Here is a 20,892-nt window from a genome sequence, read left to right as displayed (position 1 = left end):
CACAAATAAAAAAAAACACAGAGAGTCCATAGAAAAATTTCTGTTTTATAATAGGGCTAAATGAATTACGTCGTTCATATCTCTAACATAATCAAAGGTTAATCCTTTTAAGTGATCTTGTTTAATTTCTTCTACATCTTTTTTATTCTCTTGTGAAAGAATAATTTCTTTGATGTTAGCCCGTTTAGCCGCTAAAATTTTTTCTTTAATTCCTCCTACAGGAAGGACCTTTCCTCTTAAGGTGATTTCTCCAGTCATAGCTAAATAAGGTTTTAATTTTCTTTTAGTATAAATTGATACTAAAGAAGTTAACATAGTAATTCCTGCAGATGGACCATCTTTAGGAACAGATCCTTCGGGAACATGAACATGTACATTTTTTTCTTCAAACATTTTAGGATCTATGTTAAATTCTTCATAATGAGCTTTGATATACTGTAAAGCAATAGTTGCAGATTCTTTCATAATTTCTCCTAAATTTCCAGTAATACTCAAATTTCCTTTTCCTTTTGACAAACTGGATTCAATATATAAAATATCTCCCCCAAAATTAGTCCAAGCTAAACCTGTCACTACTCCTGGAACATTATTTCCTTCATAACGGTCAGGATCGTTTGGAATTCCAAGAATTTCTTCTATTTTTTCAATATTGAAATGTTTCACATATTTTTTATCCATAGCAATATGCTTAGCCACATAGCGTGCTAATTTGGCAATATGTTTTTCTAAAGTTCTCAATCCAGATTCTCTGGTATAACTCTCAATAACCTTTTCTATTTGTTTAGTTCCAAGTATTAAATCAGATTTTCTTAACCCATTTTCTTTCAATTGTTTAGGAAAAATATGTTTCTTAACTATTTGCGTTTTTTCCTCTACAGTATATCCATTCATTTCTATAATCTCCATTCTATCTATAAGAGCTGGTTGTATGTTTGAAAGAGAATTTGCTGTAGCAATAAACAAGACTTTTGATAAATCATACCCCATTTCCAAAAAATTATCGTAAAAAGAGGTATTTTGTTCTGGATCTAAAACTTCTAACATGGCAGAAGAAGGATCCCCATTTGCCCCTATTCCCATTTTATCAATTTCATCAATCACAAAAACAGGATTGGATGTTCCTACTTTTCGTATGGATTGTAACAATCTTCCTGGCATAGCTCCTATATAAGTCCTTCTATGACCACGTATTTCAGATTCATCGTGTAATCCTCCTAAAGAAATACGCACATATTTCCTTTTTAATGCAGTTGCTATAGATCTCCCTAAAGAAGTTTTCCCAACTCCAGGAGGTCCATAAAAACATAGAATAGGAGAACGCATATCTCCTCTTAATTTCAAAACGGCTAAATATTCTATAATTCGTTCTTTAACTTTTTCTAGTCCGTAATGATCTCTATCTAATATTTTTTGGGCAAATTCTAAATCAAAACTATCTTTTGAATATCTTCCCCAAGGAAGATCAATCATCAATTCTAGATAATTTCTTTGTACCGTATATTCCGGCATTTGAGGATTAGTTCTTTGCATTTTCAAGAGTTCTCTATCAAATTGTTTCTTTGCTTCCTTAGGCCATTTTTTTCTAGAAGCTTTGGCTCGCATTTCATCAATCTCTTTTTCATAAGAAATATCCCCTAATTCTTCTTGTATAGCTTTAATTTGTTGATGTAGAAAATATTCTCTCTGTTGCTGATCCATATCACTACGAACACGTGATTGAATATCATTTTTTAATTTTATTTGTTGATGTTCTACATTGAGAAAACGCAATGTCTCCATTGCTCTTTTTTTTAAATCATCGTATTCTAATAATTTTTGTTTATCTCTAGTAGCTAAATTCATATTAGCGGCTACAAAATTGATTAAAAAAGAAGGACTTTCTATATTACGAATAGCAATGCTAGCTTCTGATGGAATATTTGGATTATCCTGAATAATTTTTATAGCGATCTCTTTGATAGATTCAACTAAAGCCAAATATTCCTTATCTTTACAAGAAGGTTTGTTTTCTTCTAAAGCTATAATTTCCGCTTTAAAATATGGATCGTTTTGAATAAAACGGTTGACTTTAAATCTTCTTTTTCCCTGTAGAATGACAGTAGTATTTCCATCAGGCATTTTTAATAATTTCAATATTTTAGCAACGGTTCCAATAGAGTATAAATCTTTTTCACTCAAATTTTCTATTCCAGAATTTTTCTGTGTTAAAACCCCGACTGTTTTATCGAATCCATAAGCATCTTGCAATAATTGGATAGATCCACTTTTTCCTGCTATAATTGGAAAAACAATTCCAGAATACAAAACCATATTTCTTACTGTTAAGATACATAATTGTTCAGGAATGTCATCTTTAAGAAGCTGATCTTCTTCATCTTGACTCATTAAAGGAATAAACTCTGCTTCAGACTCGAATCCAGATTCTGTAAATATATTTTTTAGTAACATAAAAAAATAGATTTCTTACTTAAATGATGATGATTATTATATACTTTTAAGTATATAATAAAAAATCATCCCTAAAAATTAAATATACTGTTTTCTATATGAAAAAACAAAACCATCAATCTTCCCTATTTTTATTAAAAGAAATTCTTAAAATTTGTTTTTTTTTTCGTCTCAATCAGCTCAATAAAAATCTTTTCAGTTAATATTTTTACATTATTACTTTCCATACATTTTTTTAGTTTAGAACCAAAATTTTTTCCAACAACTATAAAATTAATTTGATTATTAACTTGATTAAAAACTCTTCCCCCTAGAAATTCTACTATATTTTTTGCTCTGTTTCTGGTCATACTCGATAATTTTCCCGTAAAAACAAAAGATTTTCCTTTTAGAGGAAGAGAAGAATCTTTTGTTTTCAAAAAACATTTTTGGAAACATAACCCATCTTTGATAAGAGTTTCAATCATATTTTTGTTTTCTGGAATAGAAAAATAATTTTTTATACTTTTTGCGGTTTTTTTTCCTATTCCGAAAATAGACGTTAAATGATTATGATCAGCATGTATTAAATAATTGACATTAGAAAAATGTTCTGTCAATTTTTTTGAAATATCTTCTCCAACATGACGAATTCCTAATGAATATAAGACTTTATGATAAGGATTTGATTTAGATTTTTCTATATTTTTTATTAGAGTTTCTGCTAATTTTTCTTTTACTCCATTTATTTGAATAAAATCTTCTTTTTTTAATCGATATAAATCAGAAATCTTACAGAGAATCCCTTTTTTATATAGTTTTTTAACTATTTCATTTCCAATTCCTTTGATATTCATTCCTCGTTCACTTACAAAGTGTTGTATTTTTCCAATTTTTCTAGAAGAACAATTGTCATCCATACAATAAAATAATTCCTTTTTTCTTATTAAAGGACTATTACATGATGGACATTTTTTTAAAAATGATACAGGAAAGGAATTGACTAATCGTTTTTTTACATTTATCTTTGTTACTTTTGGAATGACACCTCCTCCTTTTTCTAAGAAAAGTGAATCTCCATAATGAATTCCCATTTTCTTTATAAAACGATCATTATAAAGCGCAACTCTTTTGACACTTGTTCCATAAATATCTATAGGAGACACATTGGCTACGGGAGTAATGATTCCAGTACGACCTACTTGAAAGGTAAGATTTAATAATTTTGTTTCCGATGATTTTTGTCTGAATTTGTAAGCAATAGCCCAACGGGGATATTTGTTTGTGTATCCTAAAATGGATTGTTTTTTATATTCATTGACTTTAATGACTATTCCATCAATATGATATGGTAATTTATTTTTCCATAGATTCCAATAGTTTATAAAATGGAAAATCTCCTTCATTGTTTTACAATGACGTGCAGTTTCTGGAACTTTTAACCCCCATTTTTGGATATCTTTTAAAGATTGATATTGTGTATCAAAAGGTAAGTCTTTTCCTATGACTGCATATGCAATACAAGATAAAGTTCGTTTATATACTTCTTTACTGTCATGAATTTTGAGTGTTCCACTCGCCGTATTTCTTGGATTAGCATATGGTGTTTTTCCACTTTTTATACGTTCTGTATTGATTTCCATAAATTTTTTTATAGGAAGAAAAATTTCTCCACGTATTTCAAGATAACTAGGATAATTGTTTCCCTTTAATTTTAAAGGAATGGATTCTATTGTTCGTACATTTTTTGTAACATCTTCTCCTTTTTTTCCATTTCCACGAGTCAATGCATGGGTTAGACAACCGTTTTTATAAATTAAATTAATAGAAACTCCATCATATTTAAGTTCACAGACAAATGATAAAGAAGAAATAAATTTCTTGATCTTTCGTTTCCAAATTATTAATTCTTTTTTAGAATAAGTATTTTGGAGAGAATACATTTTATATTTGTGATAATTGGTTGTTGTAAAAAACGATGGATTGACTTCTTCTCCTATTCTTATTGTAGGAGATGTAGGATCATATAATTCTGGATGGGATTTTTCTAAAAAAGATAATTTTTTTAATTTTTTATCAAAGTCGTAATCGGAGACATCCGAAGTGTCCAAATTGTAGTATTTATTATTATATTCTGATAATTCTTTTCTGAGTTTGTATATTTCTTCTTTTATGTTTTTTTTTTGATTATCCATTTTATGTGATGTGATATTTAATTGATTACGCGAATCATTCTGAAAAAACCTTGAATATCTTTTCTAATTTCTACATTTAGAAATCCTGTTTTTTTCATAAGATCAAGAATATCTGAATAAATAAACTGATTTATTTCAAAATAAATACATACTTTTCCAGTAAACTTTTTTTGGATCCAAAAAATTATTTTTTTATAGAAAATTAAGGGATCTTCATCAGAAACAAATAATGCTTGAAAAGGTTCATATTGAAAAATATTGGGATGAAGTAATCTTTTTTCAGAGAACCTTACATAAGGAGGATTGCTGACTATAATAGTCATAGGATATTTTTCAATTGGAATTGAAGTTAAATTTTTCAAAATATCAACTGTTTTGAAAAAAATTCTTACGTCATGAAACATCGCATTCTTTTTTGCTATAGACAAAATTTCATGAGAAAAATCTATAGCATGAATCTGTTGTATTTTAGGTAGTTTTTTTTTTAAAACAATACTAATACATCCACTTCCTGTTCCAAGATCAAATATTTGAATTTTTTCATTATTTTTTTTGTGATCTTGTATTATCCAGGAGACTAATTCTTCTGTTTCTGGTCTTGGAATGAATACTTTTTCATTAACCATGAAATCCATTCCAAAAAAGGAAGTTTTTCCAATAACATATTGAATGGGTCTATTTTTTCTTAATTCCCATAATTTTCTTATCAATTTTTTGTATTGAAAAGAGTTTATTTGTTCTTTTTTACTTAATTTTAAAAGAACTGTTATTTGATCCCACTTAAAAAAATGAGTAGTGAGTATAAAAAATATAGTTTCCACCTCCTTTTTTTCTGGATATACTTTTTGGAGAGTTTTACAAAAAAAATGATAAAATTCATCTAGATACATATAGACATCATAACACAAGAACACAAAAAAAATAAATACAAATTAAAAAAAAAATCTTTATTTTTTATCATAATTTTTTTTCTATGTTAGAAGAGTTAGAGGATGAGACCACTATTGTTGCTTTAGCTACTCCTGTTGGCTCCAGTGCTCTCTCTGTTTTTCGTATTTCTGGAAAAAATTCTATATCCATTGTTGAAAATATTTTTATTTCCATTAAATCTGGAAAAAAATTAGAAAATCAATCTACACATACTATTCATTTAGGATATCTTATAGAAGATAAAAATAATTTTTTGGATCAAGTTTTAATCTCTATATTTAAATCTCCTTTTTCTTATACAGGAGAAAATATGGTAGAGATATCTTGTCATGGTTCTTCTTATCTTCAAGAAAGAATTTTGCAACTTCTTATCCATAAAGGAATGCGTTTAGCTCGTCCTGGAGAATTTACATTTCGTGCATTTTTAAATAAAAAAGTAGATCTATCACAAGCTGAAGCAATAGCAGAATTAATATTTTCAGAAAATAAAGCTTATCATGAAATCTCTTTTCAACAGATCAAAGGAGCACTAACTGACACCATTAAGAACTTGCAAAAAAAATTATTAGATTTTGTTTCTCTACTAGAACTGAAATTGGATTTCTCTGAAGAAGATGTAATTTTTACAGAAAAATCAGAACTTCTTTTATTTTTGAATGAATTAGAAAAAACATTAAGAGATTTAATGAAATCTTTTTCATTAGGAAATGCTATGAAAAAAGGAGTTTATGTCGTAATTATTGGAGATACCAATGTAGGAAAATCTACGTTATTTAATCACATCATTCAGGAAGACCGTTCTATTGTATCCCATATAAAAGGAACGACTAGAGATAGCGTAGAAGGTGAAATTATTTTGAATGGAATTCGTTTTCATTTTGTGGATACTGCAGGAATCAGAGAAACAAAAGATCCAATAGAAATGATGGGAGTTAGAAAAACGATGAAAAAAATACAAGAAGCTCAAGTCATTTTATATCTCTTCGAAGCATCTATAAAAAATAGAAAAAAACAGAAAGAAATTTTGAATGAAATTCAAATGATTCTTGATAAAGATTCCTTTAAAAAAATTATAGCAGTTGCTAATAAATCAGATCAATCTTCTTTTCAAGATTTTTATAATTTGAAATCAAAAGTTTCTTATTTTTTTGAAATTTCTGCAAAAAAAAATCAAGGAATAAAAAAAATGCTAGAGACTTTAAGTAATTTATTCATTGAAAAATTAAAAGAAAAAAATATCATCGTAACACAAAGTAGACATTATGAAGCTATAAAACAATCCTTAGAAGAGATTTTACTTGCTCATAAAGTTTTCTTAGAAAAAGAAACAGAAGAATTAGTCTCTATCCATATTAGAGAAGCTTTGCGTCATTTAGGGAAGATTACAGGAGAAATAACAAATGAAGATATCCTAAAAAATATTTTCTCAAAATTTTGCATTGGAAAATAAATTGAATATTGAAATTATGATTCATAGTAGTAGTAAGAAGAATAAGGCTGTAAGAGTTCGTTTTGCACCCAGTCCTACAGGACCGTTACATTTAGGGGGAATAAGAACTGCATTATATAATTATCTTTTCGCTAAAAAATATGGAGGAACATTCATTCTTAGAATAGAAGACACGGATAGAAAAAGATTTGTTTCTGATTCTGAGTCATATATTTTGGAAACATTAAAATGGTGTCAGATAGAACCTGATGAAGGAGTTGGTTATGGAGGAAATCATATCCCTTATTATCAATCTCAGCGTGGAGAAATTTATAGTGTTTATATAAAAAAACTTTTGGAGGAAGGATATGCTTATTATGCTTTTGATACAGATCATGAACTCCATCTTAAAAGAAAGGAATTTCATGATCTTGGATTCACTTTTTCTTATAATTCATATATTCGAATGCATCTAAACAATTCATTGACTATGACAAGAAAACAATTGTCTGAGAAACTGAATTCTTGTTCTTCTTATGTCATAAGATTTAAAATTAATCCTGGAGAAAATTTGAAAATACATGATATGATACGTGGAACTATTGTTGTAAATACAGATAATTTAGACGATAAAATTTTGTTAAAATCTAATGGAGTAGCTACTTATCATTTAGCCAGTACTATAGATGATCATTTAATGAAAATTACTCATGTGATTCGAGGAGAAGAATGGCTTTCTTCTATGTCTTTTCACATATTATTATATAGGGCTCTTGGTTGGATTCCTCCTAAGTTTGCACATTTACCTTTAATTTTAAGAAATGATGGAAAAGGAAAACTTAGCAAAAGAAATATGGAAAGTTTGAATTATCCTATCATTCCTTTACAATGGAAAGATCCTGTAACTAAAAACATTATTAAAGGATACAGGGAGTTAGGTTATTTTCCAGAAGCTTTTGTGAATATGTTAGCTTTATTAGGATGGAATCCTGGAGGTAAAAAAGAAATTTTTTCCTTGAAAGAATTAATAAATTTATTTTCCTTAGAAAAAATCACTAAATCTGGTGTTTTTTTTAATATAAATAAAACTAATTGGTTCAATAAACAATATTTAAAAAAAAAAAAAAAAGAAATACTTTTCTCTCTTTACAAAGAACTCAAGAAACGTTCTCTTTTTTATGAATATGAAGAAGATTATCTCACTAAAGTGATTCATCTAACAATAGATAGAGTTCATTTTCTTCATGAAATATGGGAACATTCTTTTTATTTTTTTATTTCTCCCAGTTCTTATGAAAAAAGTTTTTTTAATAAAGTTTGTCACAAAAAAACCATTGATCAATTAGAATTTTGTAAAAAATCATTATTAAATATTAACCAATTTTCATCTGTTCATTTGAGATTATTCTTGTTTTTTTTCACCAAAAAAGAAAACGAAAAAGAAAAACATCAAATAATGAAATTACTTAGACTAGCTTTAGTAGGAAAACTAGAGGGGGCTGATATTTTCATCATTTTGGAAATGATAGGAAAAAAAGAAAGTATACGACGTATAGAGAACATGATGAGAAAAATTAAAGAAAAAATTAAATAATAATAAGGTCTTTTTGTTGAAAAAAGAACATAAAAATATATTACATTTATGCAAAAAAAAATTCAACATTAATGATGATAAAACATTATGAAACAATTATGATAATAACTCCTATTCTCTCTGATGAAAAAGCCAAAGAAACGGCAAAAGAGTATGAAAATTTTTTTATAGAAAAAAATGGAAAAATTGTTTATCAAGAACATTGGGGGCTAAAGAAACTGGCTTATCCTATTCAAAAAAAACAAAGTGGTTGTTATCATTTGTTTGAATTTTTACTAAGCTCTAATTTAGTATCTGATTTAGAATTGAAATTAAGACAAGATGAACGTATTTTACGTTTTATCACTGTTAGATTAGATAAATATGGAATAGAATATGCAGAAAGAAGAAGAAAAAAAATATTAAAAAATGATAAAAAATTATGATTTTAGAGGATATCAATAATAAAAATAATACTCCAAAACAAGGAGGAGATAGTGACTTAAGATATTTGTCTCCTCTTAAAATAGAAACAAAACTAGAAAAAAAATATTGTTATTTTGAACAAAGAAATATTAAGTATATAGATTATAAGGATCCTACATTTTTAGTAAAGTTTCTTAATGCACAAGGAAAAATTTTACCACGTCGTATTACGGGAACTTTACAAAAAAATCAAAATAAATTAAATTCCGCTATAAAAAGATGTAGACAAATTGGTCTTTTACCTTTTGTTACAGATGATTTGAGATAAATCAAAATAAAAATGAAAATTATTTTAAAAAAAGACCTAGAAAATTTAGGGTTTCAATATGATGAGTTAGATGTGAAACCTGGTTATGCGAGAAATTATCTCATTCCTAAAGGATATGCTATTTTATCTTTCCCTGGAACGGGAAAAAACATTCATGAAATTTTAAAAAAACGTTCTCAAAACGAAAGTGTTTTAATTGAAAAATCAAAAGAAATAGAAAACAAATTAAAAAAATTAATTATAAAAATAAAAGCTAAAGTAAGTAAAGGGGGGAAACTCTTTGGTTCTATCAAAAGTCAAGATCTTATGAAAGTTTTTAATGAAAAAGGGATTTCTATTGAAAAAAAATTTATTAGAATTCCTGGAAATAGAGTTATTAAAAAAATTGGAAAATATCAAGCGAGCATCCGTTTACATAGTCAACGGGAGTTCACTATAAATTTTGAAGTATTAGCAGCAGAAAAATAAGATTAATGATTAATTTTTTATTATGTCATATAATAAAAAGAAATTGAGTAAAACCACGATGAAAGTAATGATCCAAGCTAAGATCTTTAAAAAAAGACTATTTACAAATGATCCCATTTTTTCATAATCTCCTGTAAAATTAACTAATGGAATAATAGCAAAACTTAATTGTATTGATAAAATTATTTGACTAATAATTAATAATTCTGCAGTTCCTTTTTCTCCATAAATAATAGAAACGATCATAGCTGGAATAATCGCTATTAGTCTCGTGATTAGCCTTCTTATCCAAGGTTTTAATCTAATATTAAGAAATCCTTCCATCACAATTTGTCCAGCTAATGTTCCAGTAAGTGTGGAATTTTGTCCAGATGCCAATAAAGCTAAAGCAAAAAAAACACCGGCAAGGCTAGATCCTAGAATAGGAGTTAAAAGTTTGTGAGCATCCATAATATTTGCTACTTCTGTATGTCCAGCTTTATGAAAAGTTGCTGCAGATACGATTAATATCGCTGCATTAATAAAAAAAGCTAAGGATAAAGATAACGTACTATCTATGGTTGCATATTTTATGGCCATTTTTTTTCCTTCAATAGTTCGTGGATAATTCCTTGTTTGTATAATACTAGAATGTAGATAAAGATTGTGAGGCATCACTGTAGCTCCTAGTATTCCAATGGAGATATAAAAAGAATGTGAATTTTTAATGATTTCAGGATTAGGAATGATTCCTTTTATAATGGGAATAAATTCTGGTTTAGAACTAATTATTTCAAAACTAAAACAAACTATAATTGTAAAAATTAATATTGCAACAACACTTTCAATATATCTAAATCCTTTATACTGAAAAAATAAAATGAGTAAAACATCTATAATAGTAATTAACACCCCCCACGTGATAGGAATTCCAATAAGTAATTTTAAGGCAAGAACAGAGCCTATGATTTCTGCTAGATCACAAGCTGCAATAGCAACTTCACATAAAATCCACAACATAAAACTAATCAAAGGGGAATAATGATCTCTACAAGCTTGTGCTAAATCTCTTTCACAAACAATTCCTAATTTTAGAGCTAAATGTTGCAGAATGATAGCAAAAAAATTGGAAATAAAAATAACGGATAAAAGCATGTATCCAAATTTAGCTCCTCCAGAAATGTCTGTTGCCCAGTTTCCTGGATCCATATATCCTACAGCTATCAATAATCCTGGTCCAGTAAAAGCGAATAATTTTTTCCATATTCCTTTTTGTTTAGGAACAGAAACAGAAGAGAAAACTTCCGAAAGGGAAGGATATTTATTCTCTTTTCTCCATCCTTTCACTTTCATCAAATCTCTCTTTTTTTTTAGCATAAAAAAATGATTATTTCAATAATAATAACTCATTCAAATAAAGTTAACCGTTTTAATTTTAAGTTGATGTTTTGTTTGGGTGGAAATAGTTTCTTTCTTCCATCTTCCACAAGAAGAATAGGAAAATATTTTGAACTAAAAAGTAGATAATAATTGCATATAATCAAATTATTTTTTATATTTGCTTGCGTTTTTTTTCCGCTTAATTTTAATTAATCAAGGACCACTTTGGATTTTGCTAAGGGAATTATTTTTTTTTCATGAAAAAAATAGCTATACAAGGGGTAAAAGGATGTTTTCACCATGCAGCAGTTTCCAGATATTTTGAAGGATGTCATTATCAATTAATGGAATGTTCAAGTTTTAGAGAACTTGCTTGTTCTGTCGCGAAATCCAATGTAGATATTGGAGTGATGGCTATAGAAAATACTATAGCGGGAACTATATTAACAAATTATAGTCTTTTATCTGAATACAATTTAAGAATAGTAGGAGAAACATATATACCTGTACAACATCATTTAATGGCTTTTCCTGGACAAAAAATAGAGGAGATTCAGGAGATTTATTCTCATCCAATGGCCCTTTTACAATGTGAATTATTTATAGGAGCTTATCCTAATATCAAAATATCAGAATATTATGATACAGCTGCTGCTGCTAAATATATTTCTATACGTAAAAAAAAAGGTTTGGCCGCAATAGCATCAGAGAATGCGGCTAAGGAATATGAATTGGAAATCATTTATAGAAGTATTCAAACTATTTCGAGTAACTTTACTCGATTTTTTATTATTAAAAATTTTTCTAAAAAAAAAAAAGAAAATGATTTTAACAAAGCTTCTCTAAAATTCAAAATTTTACATACTACTGGAAGCTTATCTCAAATTTTGAGTCTTATTTCTAGCCTTGGAATTAATATGACGAAAATACAATCTATTCCTATTATAGAAAGACCTTGGGAATATTCTTTTTATGTAGATATTGTATTCAAAAGCATCAAAAATTATGAGAGAATGAAAGAACATCTACAAAAAATTTCATGTCTTCATCAACTTTCTATTATGGGAGAATACAAAAATGGTAGAATTAATTAGACTCTAGTGAAGAAATGATTGTCTCAAAAAGAATACATCAAATATCGGAATACTTTTTTTCCAAAAAGATGAGAGAAATTCAAAATCTTGAGAAGAAAGGAATCCAAGTAATTAATTTAGGGATTGGAAATCCAGATTTACTTCCACCAAATAGTGTTATCCATAAAATGCAAGAATCATCAAAACTAGAAAATGCTAATACTTATCAAAGCTATATTGGAATAGAAAAATTGCGTAACGCAATTTCTATTTGGTATAAAAAAACATACCAAGTGGATATTGATCCTACCAATGAGATTTTGCCATTAATGGGTTCTAAAGAGGGAATTATGCATATTAGTATGTCTTATTTGGATAAAGGAAATCAAGTTTTAATACCAGATCCAGGATATCCTACTTATTCTTCAGTATCTAAACTTTTGGAATCGAAAATTATTTATTATGATCTACATGAAAAAGAAAATTGGTGTCCTGATATTCAATTGTTGAATAAAAAAAACTTATCCAAAGTAAAAATAATGTGGATTAATTATCCTCATATGCCTACAGGTGCAACTATTTCTTTTGAAGATTTAGAAAAAATTGTTTCTTTTGCGAAAAAAAACCATATTTTACTAGTTCATGATAACCCTTATAGTTTATTAACTAACGAATTTCCTTTGAGTATTTTTAATATTAGAGAAGCCAAAAATGTTGCATTAGAATTAAATTCTTTAAGTAAAAGCTATAATATGGCTGGATGGCGTGTGGGAATGATAATAGGAAAAAAAGAATTTATTCAGAATATCATAAAAGTAAAGAGTCAAATGGATTCTGGAATGTATTATCCAATCCAGATTGGAGCTATAGAAGCCATGAATCAAAATTCAGAATGGTTTGAGAAACTCAATCAAGAATATACAAAACGTAGAAAAATTATTTGGGAAATATGTGATCATCTTCGTTTAGAATATAAGAAAAAAAGTTCCGGAATTTTCGTTTGGTCAAGAATTACTCATTTAGATAAAAATGATCAGAAATTCTCTGACAGGATTCTCAAGGATTATCACATATTTATTACACCTGGGTGTGTATTTGGTAAAAATGGAAAAGGATATGTCCGATTTTCTCTTTGTTGTTCTGTCAACACTTTGGAAAAAGCAAAAAATAGAATTATTTCATGAATATTGGAATTATAGGATTAGGGTTAATAGGGGGATCTATTAGTTTAGGATTAAGAAAATCCAATTTTGGAGATAAATTTATAGGAACAGATTCTAATCATAAAAATGCGACACATGCTGTGGAACTTGGCATTGTAGATGAAATTATTCCTTTACAGGATCTTATTTTGCAATCTTCAGTAATTATTTTATCTATTCCTGTCGATGGAATAGAAAAAATACTTCCAAGTATTCTTAATAAAATTAGAAGTGATACAGTTATTTTGGATACTGGTTCTACTAAATATGATATTTGTAATAGTGTTTTTTCACATCCAAAAAGAAGTCGTTTTGTAGCAACACATCCGATTGCAGGAGTTGAAAATTCTGGACCTACTTCAGCTCATTCAGATCTTTTTTATAAAAAAAATTGTGTTATTTGTGACTCAGAACTGAGTGCTCCAGATGCGATAGAGATGACAGAAAAAATTTATTCAACCATGAAAATGCGTCTAATTTATAATATGACTTCTAAAGAACATGATTTATATATTGCTTACATCTCTCATTTGCCTCATGTCATTTCTTTTGCTTTGTCCAGTACAGTTTTAAAAAAATTTAAAAATGAAAATGAAGAAAAAATTTTTAATAATATGATAGGAAGTGGATTGACTTCTACTACGCGTTTAGCGAAAAGCAATCCTGAAACTTGGTTACCTATTTTTATTTCTAATAGAAATAATTTAATTCAAGCTATAAATGTTTATCTGAATCAGATAGAAATATTTCGTGATTTATTAAAAAATAAAGACTTTCATAAAGTTGATAGATATATGAAAAATGCAAAAATATAAAAGATAAAAAATATGTATAATCAATTATTAAATAATCTATTGTGATGGAAAAAAATATTCTAAATAATAGTATAGATAGATCCTGGATTGAAAAATGGAAGAACCCTTTAACCATTTCCGGACCTTGTAGTGCAGAAAGTGAACAACAAGTCATAGAAACAGCTAAGAGATTGGATCCTACATATGTGCAAGTATTTAGAGCAGGGATATGGAAACCGAGAACTAAGCCAAATAATTTTGAAGGAGTTGGAAAAGAAGGACTTCAATGGTTAAAAAATGTAAAGAGAAATACAGGATTCATGGTTGCTACGGAAATAGCTAATTCAGAACATGTTGAGTTAGCGTTGTCTTTTGATATAGATATCCTTTGGATAGGAGCAAGAAGTACATCGAGTCCATTTATTGTTCAAGAAATAGCGGATTCTTTAGAAGGAGAAAAGGATCCAATTATTTTAGTAAAAAATCCTATTCATCCTGATATAGAATTATGGATAGGAGCTTTAGAGCGTTTATTTAGAAAAGGAGTTAGAAAATTAGGGGTGATCCACCGTGGTTTTTACACATATAAATCGGCTAAATACAGAAATCAGCCAAATTGGAATATTTTGTCAAAATTTAGGAGATTTTTTCCTAGAATTCCTGTGATATGTGATCCTTCACATATTTGTGGAAATAAAGAAAGAATTTTGGATATTTCAAAAATAGCTTATCATTTTCAATATGATGGATTAATGATAGAAAGCCATTGTGATCCTGAAAGGGCTTGGAGTGATTCTCAACAACAAATTACTCCAGAAGAACTTTTAGTTCTATTAAAAAAGTTGATGAATTGCTCTTCAATTAAGAAGAATCAAAATCAAATTCAAAAAAATTTAGATTCTTTAAGAATATTCATTGATGAATTAGATGAAAATCTAATTGCTCTTTTATCAGAAAGGATGAAAATTTCTAAACAATTAGGATCCCTAAAGAAGGAGTCAGATATAGCTATTTTACAACCAAATAGATGGTGTGATCTTCTGAAGAAATCTATCAACTTAGGAACAAGTTTAGGACTTTCTAAAGAACTCCTTGAAGGAGTTTTCAAACTTTTACACAAAGAGTCCATTAATATTCAAAATAGAATTAATTAAAGTAAAGATTAAGATTTAGGAGAATAGGATCAAAAGAATACATCCTAAAAAAAATGACTTATTTATTTACTAGTGAATCTGTTTCAGAGGGACATCCTGATAAAATTTCCGATCAAATATCGGACGCTATATTAGATCATTTTTTGGCATATGATCCAGAAGCAAAAGTCGCTATAGAAACTTTAGTGACTACAGGTCAAATTGTATTGTCTGGAGAAGTGAATTCTAAAGTTTGGGTGAATGTTCATAAAATTGCACGTGATCTCCTTAGAAAAATTGGATATACTAAAAATGAATATAGATTCAATGCGGATTCTTGTGGAGTGATTTCTTCTATTCAAGAACAGTCTATAGATTTATTCAAAGGAATTCAACGTTCTAATAAAGAAGAACAAGGATCTGGAGATCAAGGAATCGTATTTGGATATGCGGTTAAGGAAACAGAAAATTATATGCCTTTAACATTAGAAATGTCACATAATTTATTGAAAGAACTTTCATTCATACGAAATGAAGGAGAAGAAATGACTTATTTACGTCCAGATGCAAAATCACAAGTGACTTTAGAGTATTCGGATAAAAATGTTCCTATTCATATTCACTCTATCGTCATTTCTACTCAGCATGATGAATTTGATACAAAAGAAAAAATGCATGAACGTATTGTTCACGATATTAAAAATATATTAATTCCAAGGGTTAAAAGAAATATCCTCTCTAAGAAAATAAAAAAATTGTTTACGGATCAAACAAAATATTACATAAATTCTACAGGTCAATTTGTTATTGGTGGGCCTCATGGAGATACAGGTCTTACCGGTAGAAAAATTATCGTAGATACTTATGGAGGAAGAGGTTCACACGGAGGAGGTGCTTTTTCTGGAAAGGATTCTTCTAAAGTAGATAGATCTGGAGCTTATGCAGCTAGACATATTGCTAAAAATCTTGTTGCGTCAGGAATTGCAGATGAATTATTGATACAAATATCCTATGCTGTAGGAGTAGCAGAACCCATAGGAATTTTTGTGAACACTTATGGAACATCTAATTATCTAGATGAAGAGATCGTAGTCAAAATAAAGAAAATTTTTGACTTACGACCTTACGCTATAGAAAAAAGATTAAAATTACGTCATCCTATATATGAAGAAACTGCTGCTTATGGGCATATGGGAAAGAACCCAAGAAAAGTATGTAAGTCTTTTTCGGATATAGAAGGAAATAAAAAAAAACAAGAAGTTGAACTTTTTACATGGGAAAAATTGGACTATTTCTCTATCCTAAAGGAAGTTTTTAATATGTCAAAAAATAGGTATTTTTATTAGTTAAATTTTTCTTTGAACTAAGAGTTATATTATGTCTTACAATCTATTGAAGGGAAAAAAAGGAATTATATTTGGGGCTTTGGATGAAAATTCTATTGCTTGGAAAGTAGCAGAACGTGCTTATGAGGAAAAAGCGTCTTTTGTATTAACCAATACTCCTTCTTCTTTAAGAATGGGAAAAATTCATATTTTATCTCATAAAACAGAATCTATGGTAATTCCAGCTGATGCTACTTCTGTTAGAGATCTGAATATTCTTTTTGATAAGACATTGGATCATTTTGGAGGAGGAATAGATTTTATTTTACATTCCATTGCTATGTCCATAAATATTAGAAAAGGATGCCATTATACATCTCTTAATTATGAATTCTTAAAGAAGGGATGGGATATCTCTGCAGTATCTTATCATAAGATCATGCAAATTGCTTGGGATAAAAACGCCATGAATGAATGGGGTTCTATTGTTGCTCTGACATACATAGCCTCTCAAAAAAGTATTCCATATTATGAAGATATGTCTGATTATAAGGCATATTTAGAAAGTATTACACGTAATTTTGGTTATCATTGGGGAACCAAAAAAAAGGTAAGAGTAAATACCGTTTCACAATCTCCTAGTTTTACAAAAGCAGCAAAATCAATTAAAGGATTCAACCAATTTTTTCTTTTTTCTGAGAAAATGTCTCCTTTAGGAAACGCTTCTGCACAAGATTGTGCAAATTACATTATTACACTTTTTTCTGATTTGACAAGAAAAGTAACAATGCAAAATCTGTATCATGATGGAGGTTTTTCTAATACAGGAATTAGTGAAATTATGATTTCACAATTAAATAATAAATAACGAACCTATAACTGATTCTAATATGAAAAAAATTATAGCTCCATCTCTATTTTCAGCAGATTTAGCTTTTTTATATCGTGATATAGAAATGTTGAATAAAAGTGAAGCGGATTGGTTCCATATTGACATTATGGATTCTTCTTTTGTTTCTAATATCTCTTTTGGAGCATTATTTATAAAATATGTCAAAAAATATGCATCCAAACCTATAGATGTCCATTTAATGATTCTACACCCGGAACGGTATATAGAACAATTTAAAGAATGTGGAGCAGATCATTTACATGTTCATTACGAAGCTTGTATTCACTTAAATAGAACTATTTTTTCTATTAAGGAATATGGGATGAAGGTCGGAGTAGCAGTCAATCCACATACTCCAGTTTTTCTTTTGCAAGATATCATTAAAGATATAGATTTTGTTTTGATAATGAGCGTAAATCCTGGGTTTAGCGGACAAAAATTTATTAGTCAAACGTATCAAAAACTAAAAGATACTAAAGACTTAATATTAAAAAAAGACTCTTCTGCATTGATAGAAGTGGATGGAGGAGTCAATTTAGAAAATGCTTCTTTATTATTCAAAAATGGAGCAGATATATTAGTAGCAGGAACTACCATTTTTTCTAATTCTAATCCAAAAAAAATTATTCATAAAATGAAATTAGAAATCAATAAATAATTGATTTATTATTATTATTTTCAATTTTGATTCAATCAAAATAATTATGATTTCTAAAGAAACTATAAAACGAATATTTTCAGTTTCCTGCATTGAAGAAGTTATAGGAGATTTTGTTTCCTTAAAAAAAAGTGGAATCAATTATAGAGGACTGAGTCCATTTTCTAATGAAAAAACGCCTTCTCTCATCGTTTCTCCTACAAAAAAAATATGGAAAGATTTTAGTTCTGGAAAAGGTGGGAATATTATAACTTTTCTTATGGAACACGAACATTTCACTTATGTCGAATCATTACATTTTTTAGCTAAAAAATACGAGATAAATATTCATGAAGAAACAGATCTTAAAAAGAGAGACCATAAAAAAAATTTATACTTAATGCAAGATTATGCAAAACGTTTTTTTATCAATCAATTGTGGTTTACAAAAGAAGGAAAAGAAAAGGGATTGAGTTATTTGATAAAACAAAGAGGATTTAATATGAAAATAATTCATGAATTTGAATTAGGTTATGCACCTTCTTCTTGGAGTTTTTTTACAGAAAAAGCCTTAAAAAAAGGATTCAAAATAGGTGATTTAAAAAAATATGGTCTTACGGTTTTGAATAAAAAATCGAATAATTATTTCGATTGTTTTCGTAAACGTGTGATATTTCCAATACATAATCTATCAGGAATGGTTATAGGATTTGGTGGAAGAACGATTGAGAGTAGTAGTAATAATAATAATAGTAGGAGGAGGAAGAGGAATATAATAAGTTCTTCTTTCCGATCTATTATAAAATATTTAAATTCATCTGAAAGTAATTTATTTCAAAAAAGCAAAATTTTATATGGCTTATTACAAGCAAAAACAGCCATTTTAAAAGAAAATTTTTGTTATTTAGTAGAAGGATATACAGATGTCATTTCTTTACATCAATCTGGAATAAAAAATGTTGTTTCCTCTTCTGGAACTGCTATTACTGTTGATCAAATCTTATTGATAAAAAAATTTACGAAAACTATCGTTCTATTTTATGATGGAGATAAATCTGGGATTCAAGCTTCTTTAAGAGGAATAAATATGTTTCTGGAACAAGAAATGAATCTTCGTATATTATTTCTTTCTGATGGAGAAGATCCAGATTCTCTCTCAAAAAAATATTCCTCTTCTCAATTGAAAGATTTTATAGAAAAAAATAGTTATAATTTTGTTTCTTTCAAAAAAAAAGTATATGAAAAATTTCACAAGGATGATCCAATTAAAAAATCATTTTTAGTTATAAATATTTTGAATAGTATTTCAAAAATATCTAATGTGATCCAACAGGAATTATATTTACAAGAAGCTTCAAAAGTATTAGAACTTCGTCAAGAAATTCTAATTTCTGAATTTCAAAGAATAAGAAGTCTTAAAAAGAAAAAGAGAAAATTTTTGAATGAGAAGAAGGTTGTTCTTAGGAGTCCTAAGAACAACCTTCTTCTCATGGAAGAAAAGTTGATTCAGTTTATTTTAAATCATGGAAATCAAATAATAAAAAAAGGAAAACAAGAAATTACAGTGATTGAAGAAATATTGCATATTTTTGAATGCCATGGGTTACGTTTTGCTTTGGATTCTAATCAGAAATTATTTGATAAAATATGCAATAGAAATAATGGAAAATTAAAAATTTCAAAAAAACAGAATAAAAAATCCTGTTATTCATTATCCAAATGGGATAAAAAAGGAATTGAAGTTTCTTCAGAAAAAGAGAACATAGACAAATATCTCACGGACATGTTATTGAGATATCAATTACAATATATTTTGAAATCAATTCAACAAGAAATTATGCATTTTCAAAAAAATATAGAAAGTGATGATGAAAAGAGAAATCATATTATAAAAAAAATAATGCATCTAACAAATAGAAAAAATGAACTGAATAAAAAATTACATAGGTATGTATGAAATTTACAAATAAACCCAATCATCATTATCTTTTTGACTCTTAATAAGAATTTTGGTAAATTCGTCATCTAAAATTAGATAAAAATGAATACATTAATTGCAAAAAAAGCACCTAGTTTTACATCTAGCGCAGTATTGAATGGAAAAGATATTGTCCACAATTTTACTTTAGAACAATTTAAAGGGAGTCAGTACGTTTTACTTTTTTTCTACCCAAAAGATTTTACTTTTGTTTGTCCTACAGAAATCTATGCATTTCAAGAAAAAATCAAGGAATTTGAATCAAGAAATGTACAAATTATTGCGATTTCTACGGATACAGAACAATCTCATTGGACTTGGTTGCAAATGCCAAAAGAAAAAGGAGGAATATTAGGGGTTACTTATCCTATTGTTTCTGATGTAAATAAAACTATTTCCCATAATTATGGAGTTTTATCTGGAGATTGGATTTGCAATCATAATCATGAGGAATGGAAAGCAACGGGAGAACTTATTGCTTATAGAGGATTGTTTTTAATAGACAAAGAAGGAATTATACGACATCTTTTAATTAATGACTTTCCTTTAGGAAGAAATGTCAATGAAGCAATTCGTATGATAGATGCACTTCAGTATTATGAAAAAAAAGGAGAAGTATGTCCAGCAAATTGGACAAAAGGAAAACGTGCTATCAAAGCTAATCATAGTGGAATTATAGATTATTTTTCCTCAAACTCAAAATGATCAAATATGCTTATCTGC

General features: G+C 28.1%; 18 protein-coding genes. 14 read left to right on the top strand and 4 right to left on the bottom strand.

The window, feature by feature from the left end; genetic code table 11:
• Positions 1–45 precede the first annotated feature (45 nt).
• The 3 genes from lon to H0H77_RS01500 all read right to left on the bottom strand — a co-directional run bounded on the left by lon (position 46) and on the right by H0H77_RS01500 (position 5,443).
• Positions 46–2,448, bottom strand: a complete 2,403-nt coding sequence (gene lon, locus H0H77_RS01510; RefSeq protein ID WP_185851334.1) for an endopeptidase La — start codon at positions 2,446–2,448, stop codon at positions 46–48.
• 134 nt (positions 2,449–2,582) lie between these two features.
• The gene (ligA, locus tag H0H77_RS01505; protein ID WP_185851333.1) at positions 2,583–4,622 is read right to left on the bottom strand and encodes an NAD-dependent DNA ligase LigA; all 2,040 of its coding nucleotides are present in this window, start codon (positions 4,620–4,622) and stop codon (positions 2,583–2,585) included.
• 17 nt (positions 4,623–4,639) lie between these two features.
• Complete coding sequence (locus H0H77_RS01500; protein ID WP_317167997.1) at positions 4,640–5,443, bottom strand: N5-glutamine methyltransferase family protein; 804 nt, start codon at positions 5,441–5,443, stop codon at positions 4,640–4,642.
• Between the two features lie 152 nt (positions 5,444–5,595).
• Between H0H77_RS01500 and mnmE the strand changes: the two genes are divergently transcribed.
• The 5 genes from mnmE (at position 5,596) to rplI (ending at position 9,776) form a co-directional block, all read left to right on the top strand.
• On the top strand, positions 5,596–7,002 hold the full coding sequence (gene mnmE, locus H0H77_RS01495; RefSeq protein ID WP_185851331.1) for a tRNA uridine-5-carboxymethylaminomethyl(34) synthesis GTPase MnmE: 1,407 nt from the start codon (positions 5,596–5,598) through the stop codon (positions 7,000–7,002).
• Between the two features lie 16 nt (positions 7,003–7,018).
• A complete protein-coding gene (gene gltX, locus H0H77_RS01490; RefSeq protein ID WP_185851857.1) occupies positions 7,019–8,575 on the top strand; it encodes a glutamate--tRNA ligase in 1,557 nt (518 codons plus the stop codon).
• 74 nt (positions 8,576–8,649) lie between these two features.
• A complete protein-coding gene (gene rpsF, locus H0H77_RS01485) occupies positions 8,650–9,000 on the top strand; it encodes a 30S ribosomal protein S6 (RefSeq protein ID WP_185851827.1) in 351 nt (116 codons plus the stop codon).
• The gene (gene rpsR, locus H0H77_RS01480; protein ID WP_185851826.1) at positions 8,997–9,308 is read left to right on the top strand and encodes a 30S ribosomal protein S18; all 312 of its coding nucleotides are present in this window, start codon (positions 8,997–8,999) and stop codon (positions 9,306–9,308) included. Before rpsF ends, rpsR begins: the two co-directional genes overlap by 4 nt.
• Before the next feature lie 12 nt (positions 9,309–9,320).
• Positions 9,321–9,776 (top strand): 50S ribosomal protein L9, encoded by a 456-nt coding sequence (gene rplI / locus H0H77_RS01475; protein ID WP_185851825.1) that lies wholly within the window; start codon positions 9,321–9,323, stop codon positions 9,774–9,776.
• A gap of 9 nt (positions 9,777–9,785) precedes the next feature.
• Here rplI and H0H77_RS01470 read toward each other — a convergent pair whose 3' ends face one another.
• A complete protein-coding gene (locus H0H77_RS01470) occupies positions 9,786–11,132 on the bottom strand; it encodes an Nramp family divalent metal transporter (RefSeq protein ID WP_202983700.1) in 1,347 nt (448 codons plus the stop codon).
• 260 nt (positions 11,133–11,392) lie between these two features.
• On the opposite strand from H0H77_RS01470, the gene H0H77_RS01460 reads away from it, so the two are divergent.
• The 9 genes from H0H77_RS01460 to H0H77_RS01420 all read left to right on the top strand — a co-directional run bounded on the left by H0H77_RS01460 (position 11,393) and on the right by H0H77_RS01420 (position 20,874).
• Positions 11,393–12,229 carry a prephenate dehydratase gene (locus H0H77_RS01460; protein WP_185851823.1) on the top strand — a complete coding sequence of 279 codons (837 nt, stop codon included), beginning with the start codon at positions 11,393–11,395 and terminating at the stop codon, positions 12,227–12,229.
• A 68-nt stretch (positions 12,230–12,297) separates the two neighbouring features.
• Positions 12,298–13,392 carry a pyridoxal phosphate-dependent aminotransferase gene (locus H0H77_RS01455; RefSeq protein WP_394366558.1) on the top strand — a complete coding sequence of 365 codons (1,095 nt, stop codon included), beginning with the start codon at positions 12,298–12,300 and terminating at the stop codon, positions 13,390–13,392.
• A complete protein-coding gene (locus H0H77_RS01450) occupies positions 13,389–14,225 on the top strand; it encodes a prephenate dehydrogenase (protein WP_185851821.1) in 837 nt (278 codons plus the stop codon). Before H0H77_RS01455 ends, H0H77_RS01450 begins: the two co-directional genes overlap by 4 nt.
• A 44-nt stretch (positions 14,226–14,269) precedes the next feature.
• On the top strand, positions 14,270–15,358 hold the full coding sequence (locus H0H77_RS01445; protein WP_185851820.1) for a bifunctional 3-deoxy-7-phosphoheptulonate synthase/chorismate mutase type II: 1,089 nt from the start codon (positions 14,270–14,272) through the stop codon (positions 15,356–15,358).
• 53 nt (positions 15,359–15,411) lie between these two features.
• Entirely contained in the window at positions 15,412–16,683 is a 1,272-nt protein-coding gene (gene metK, locus H0H77_RS01440) for a methionine adenosyltransferase (RefSeq protein WP_185851819.1), read from the top strand.
• Positions 16,684–16,714: 31 nt separating this feature from the next.
• Positions 16,715–17,530 carry an enoyl-ACP reductase FabI gene (locus H0H77_RS01435; RefSeq protein WP_185851818.1) on the top strand — a complete coding sequence of 272 codons (816 nt, stop codon included), beginning with the start codon at positions 16,715–16,717 and terminating at the stop codon, positions 17,528–17,530.
• A 22-nt stretch (positions 17,531–17,552) separates the two neighbouring features.
• On the top strand, positions 17,553–18,212 hold the full coding sequence (gene rpe, locus H0H77_RS01430; protein ID WP_185851817.1) for a ribulose-phosphate 3-epimerase: 660 nt from the start codon (positions 17,553–17,555) through the stop codon (positions 18,210–18,212).
• 46 nt (positions 18,213–18,258) lie between these two features.
• Positions 18,259–20,148, top strand: a complete 1,890-nt coding sequence (gene dnaG / locus H0H77_RS01425; RefSeq protein WP_185851816.1) for a DNA primase — start codon at positions 18,259–18,261, stop codon at positions 20,146–20,148.
• Between the two features lie 84 nt (positions 20,149–20,232).
• The gene (locus H0H77_RS01420) at positions 20,233–20,874 is read left to right on the top strand and encodes a peroxiredoxin (protein ID WP_185851815.1); all 642 of its coding nucleotides are present in this window, start codon (positions 20,233–20,235) and stop codon (positions 20,872–20,874) included.
• Positions 20,875–20,892 lie beyond the last annotated feature (18 nt).

The organism is Blattabacterium cuenoti (genome assembly GCF_014251255.1).
GTDB lineage: Bacteria > Bacteroidota > Bacteroidia > Flavobacteriales > Blattabacteriaceae > Blattabacterium > Blattabacterium cuenoti_W.
The sequence above is the reverse complement of the archived record's forward strand: the minus strand, read 5'-3'. Positions and strand labels throughout refer to the sequence as shown.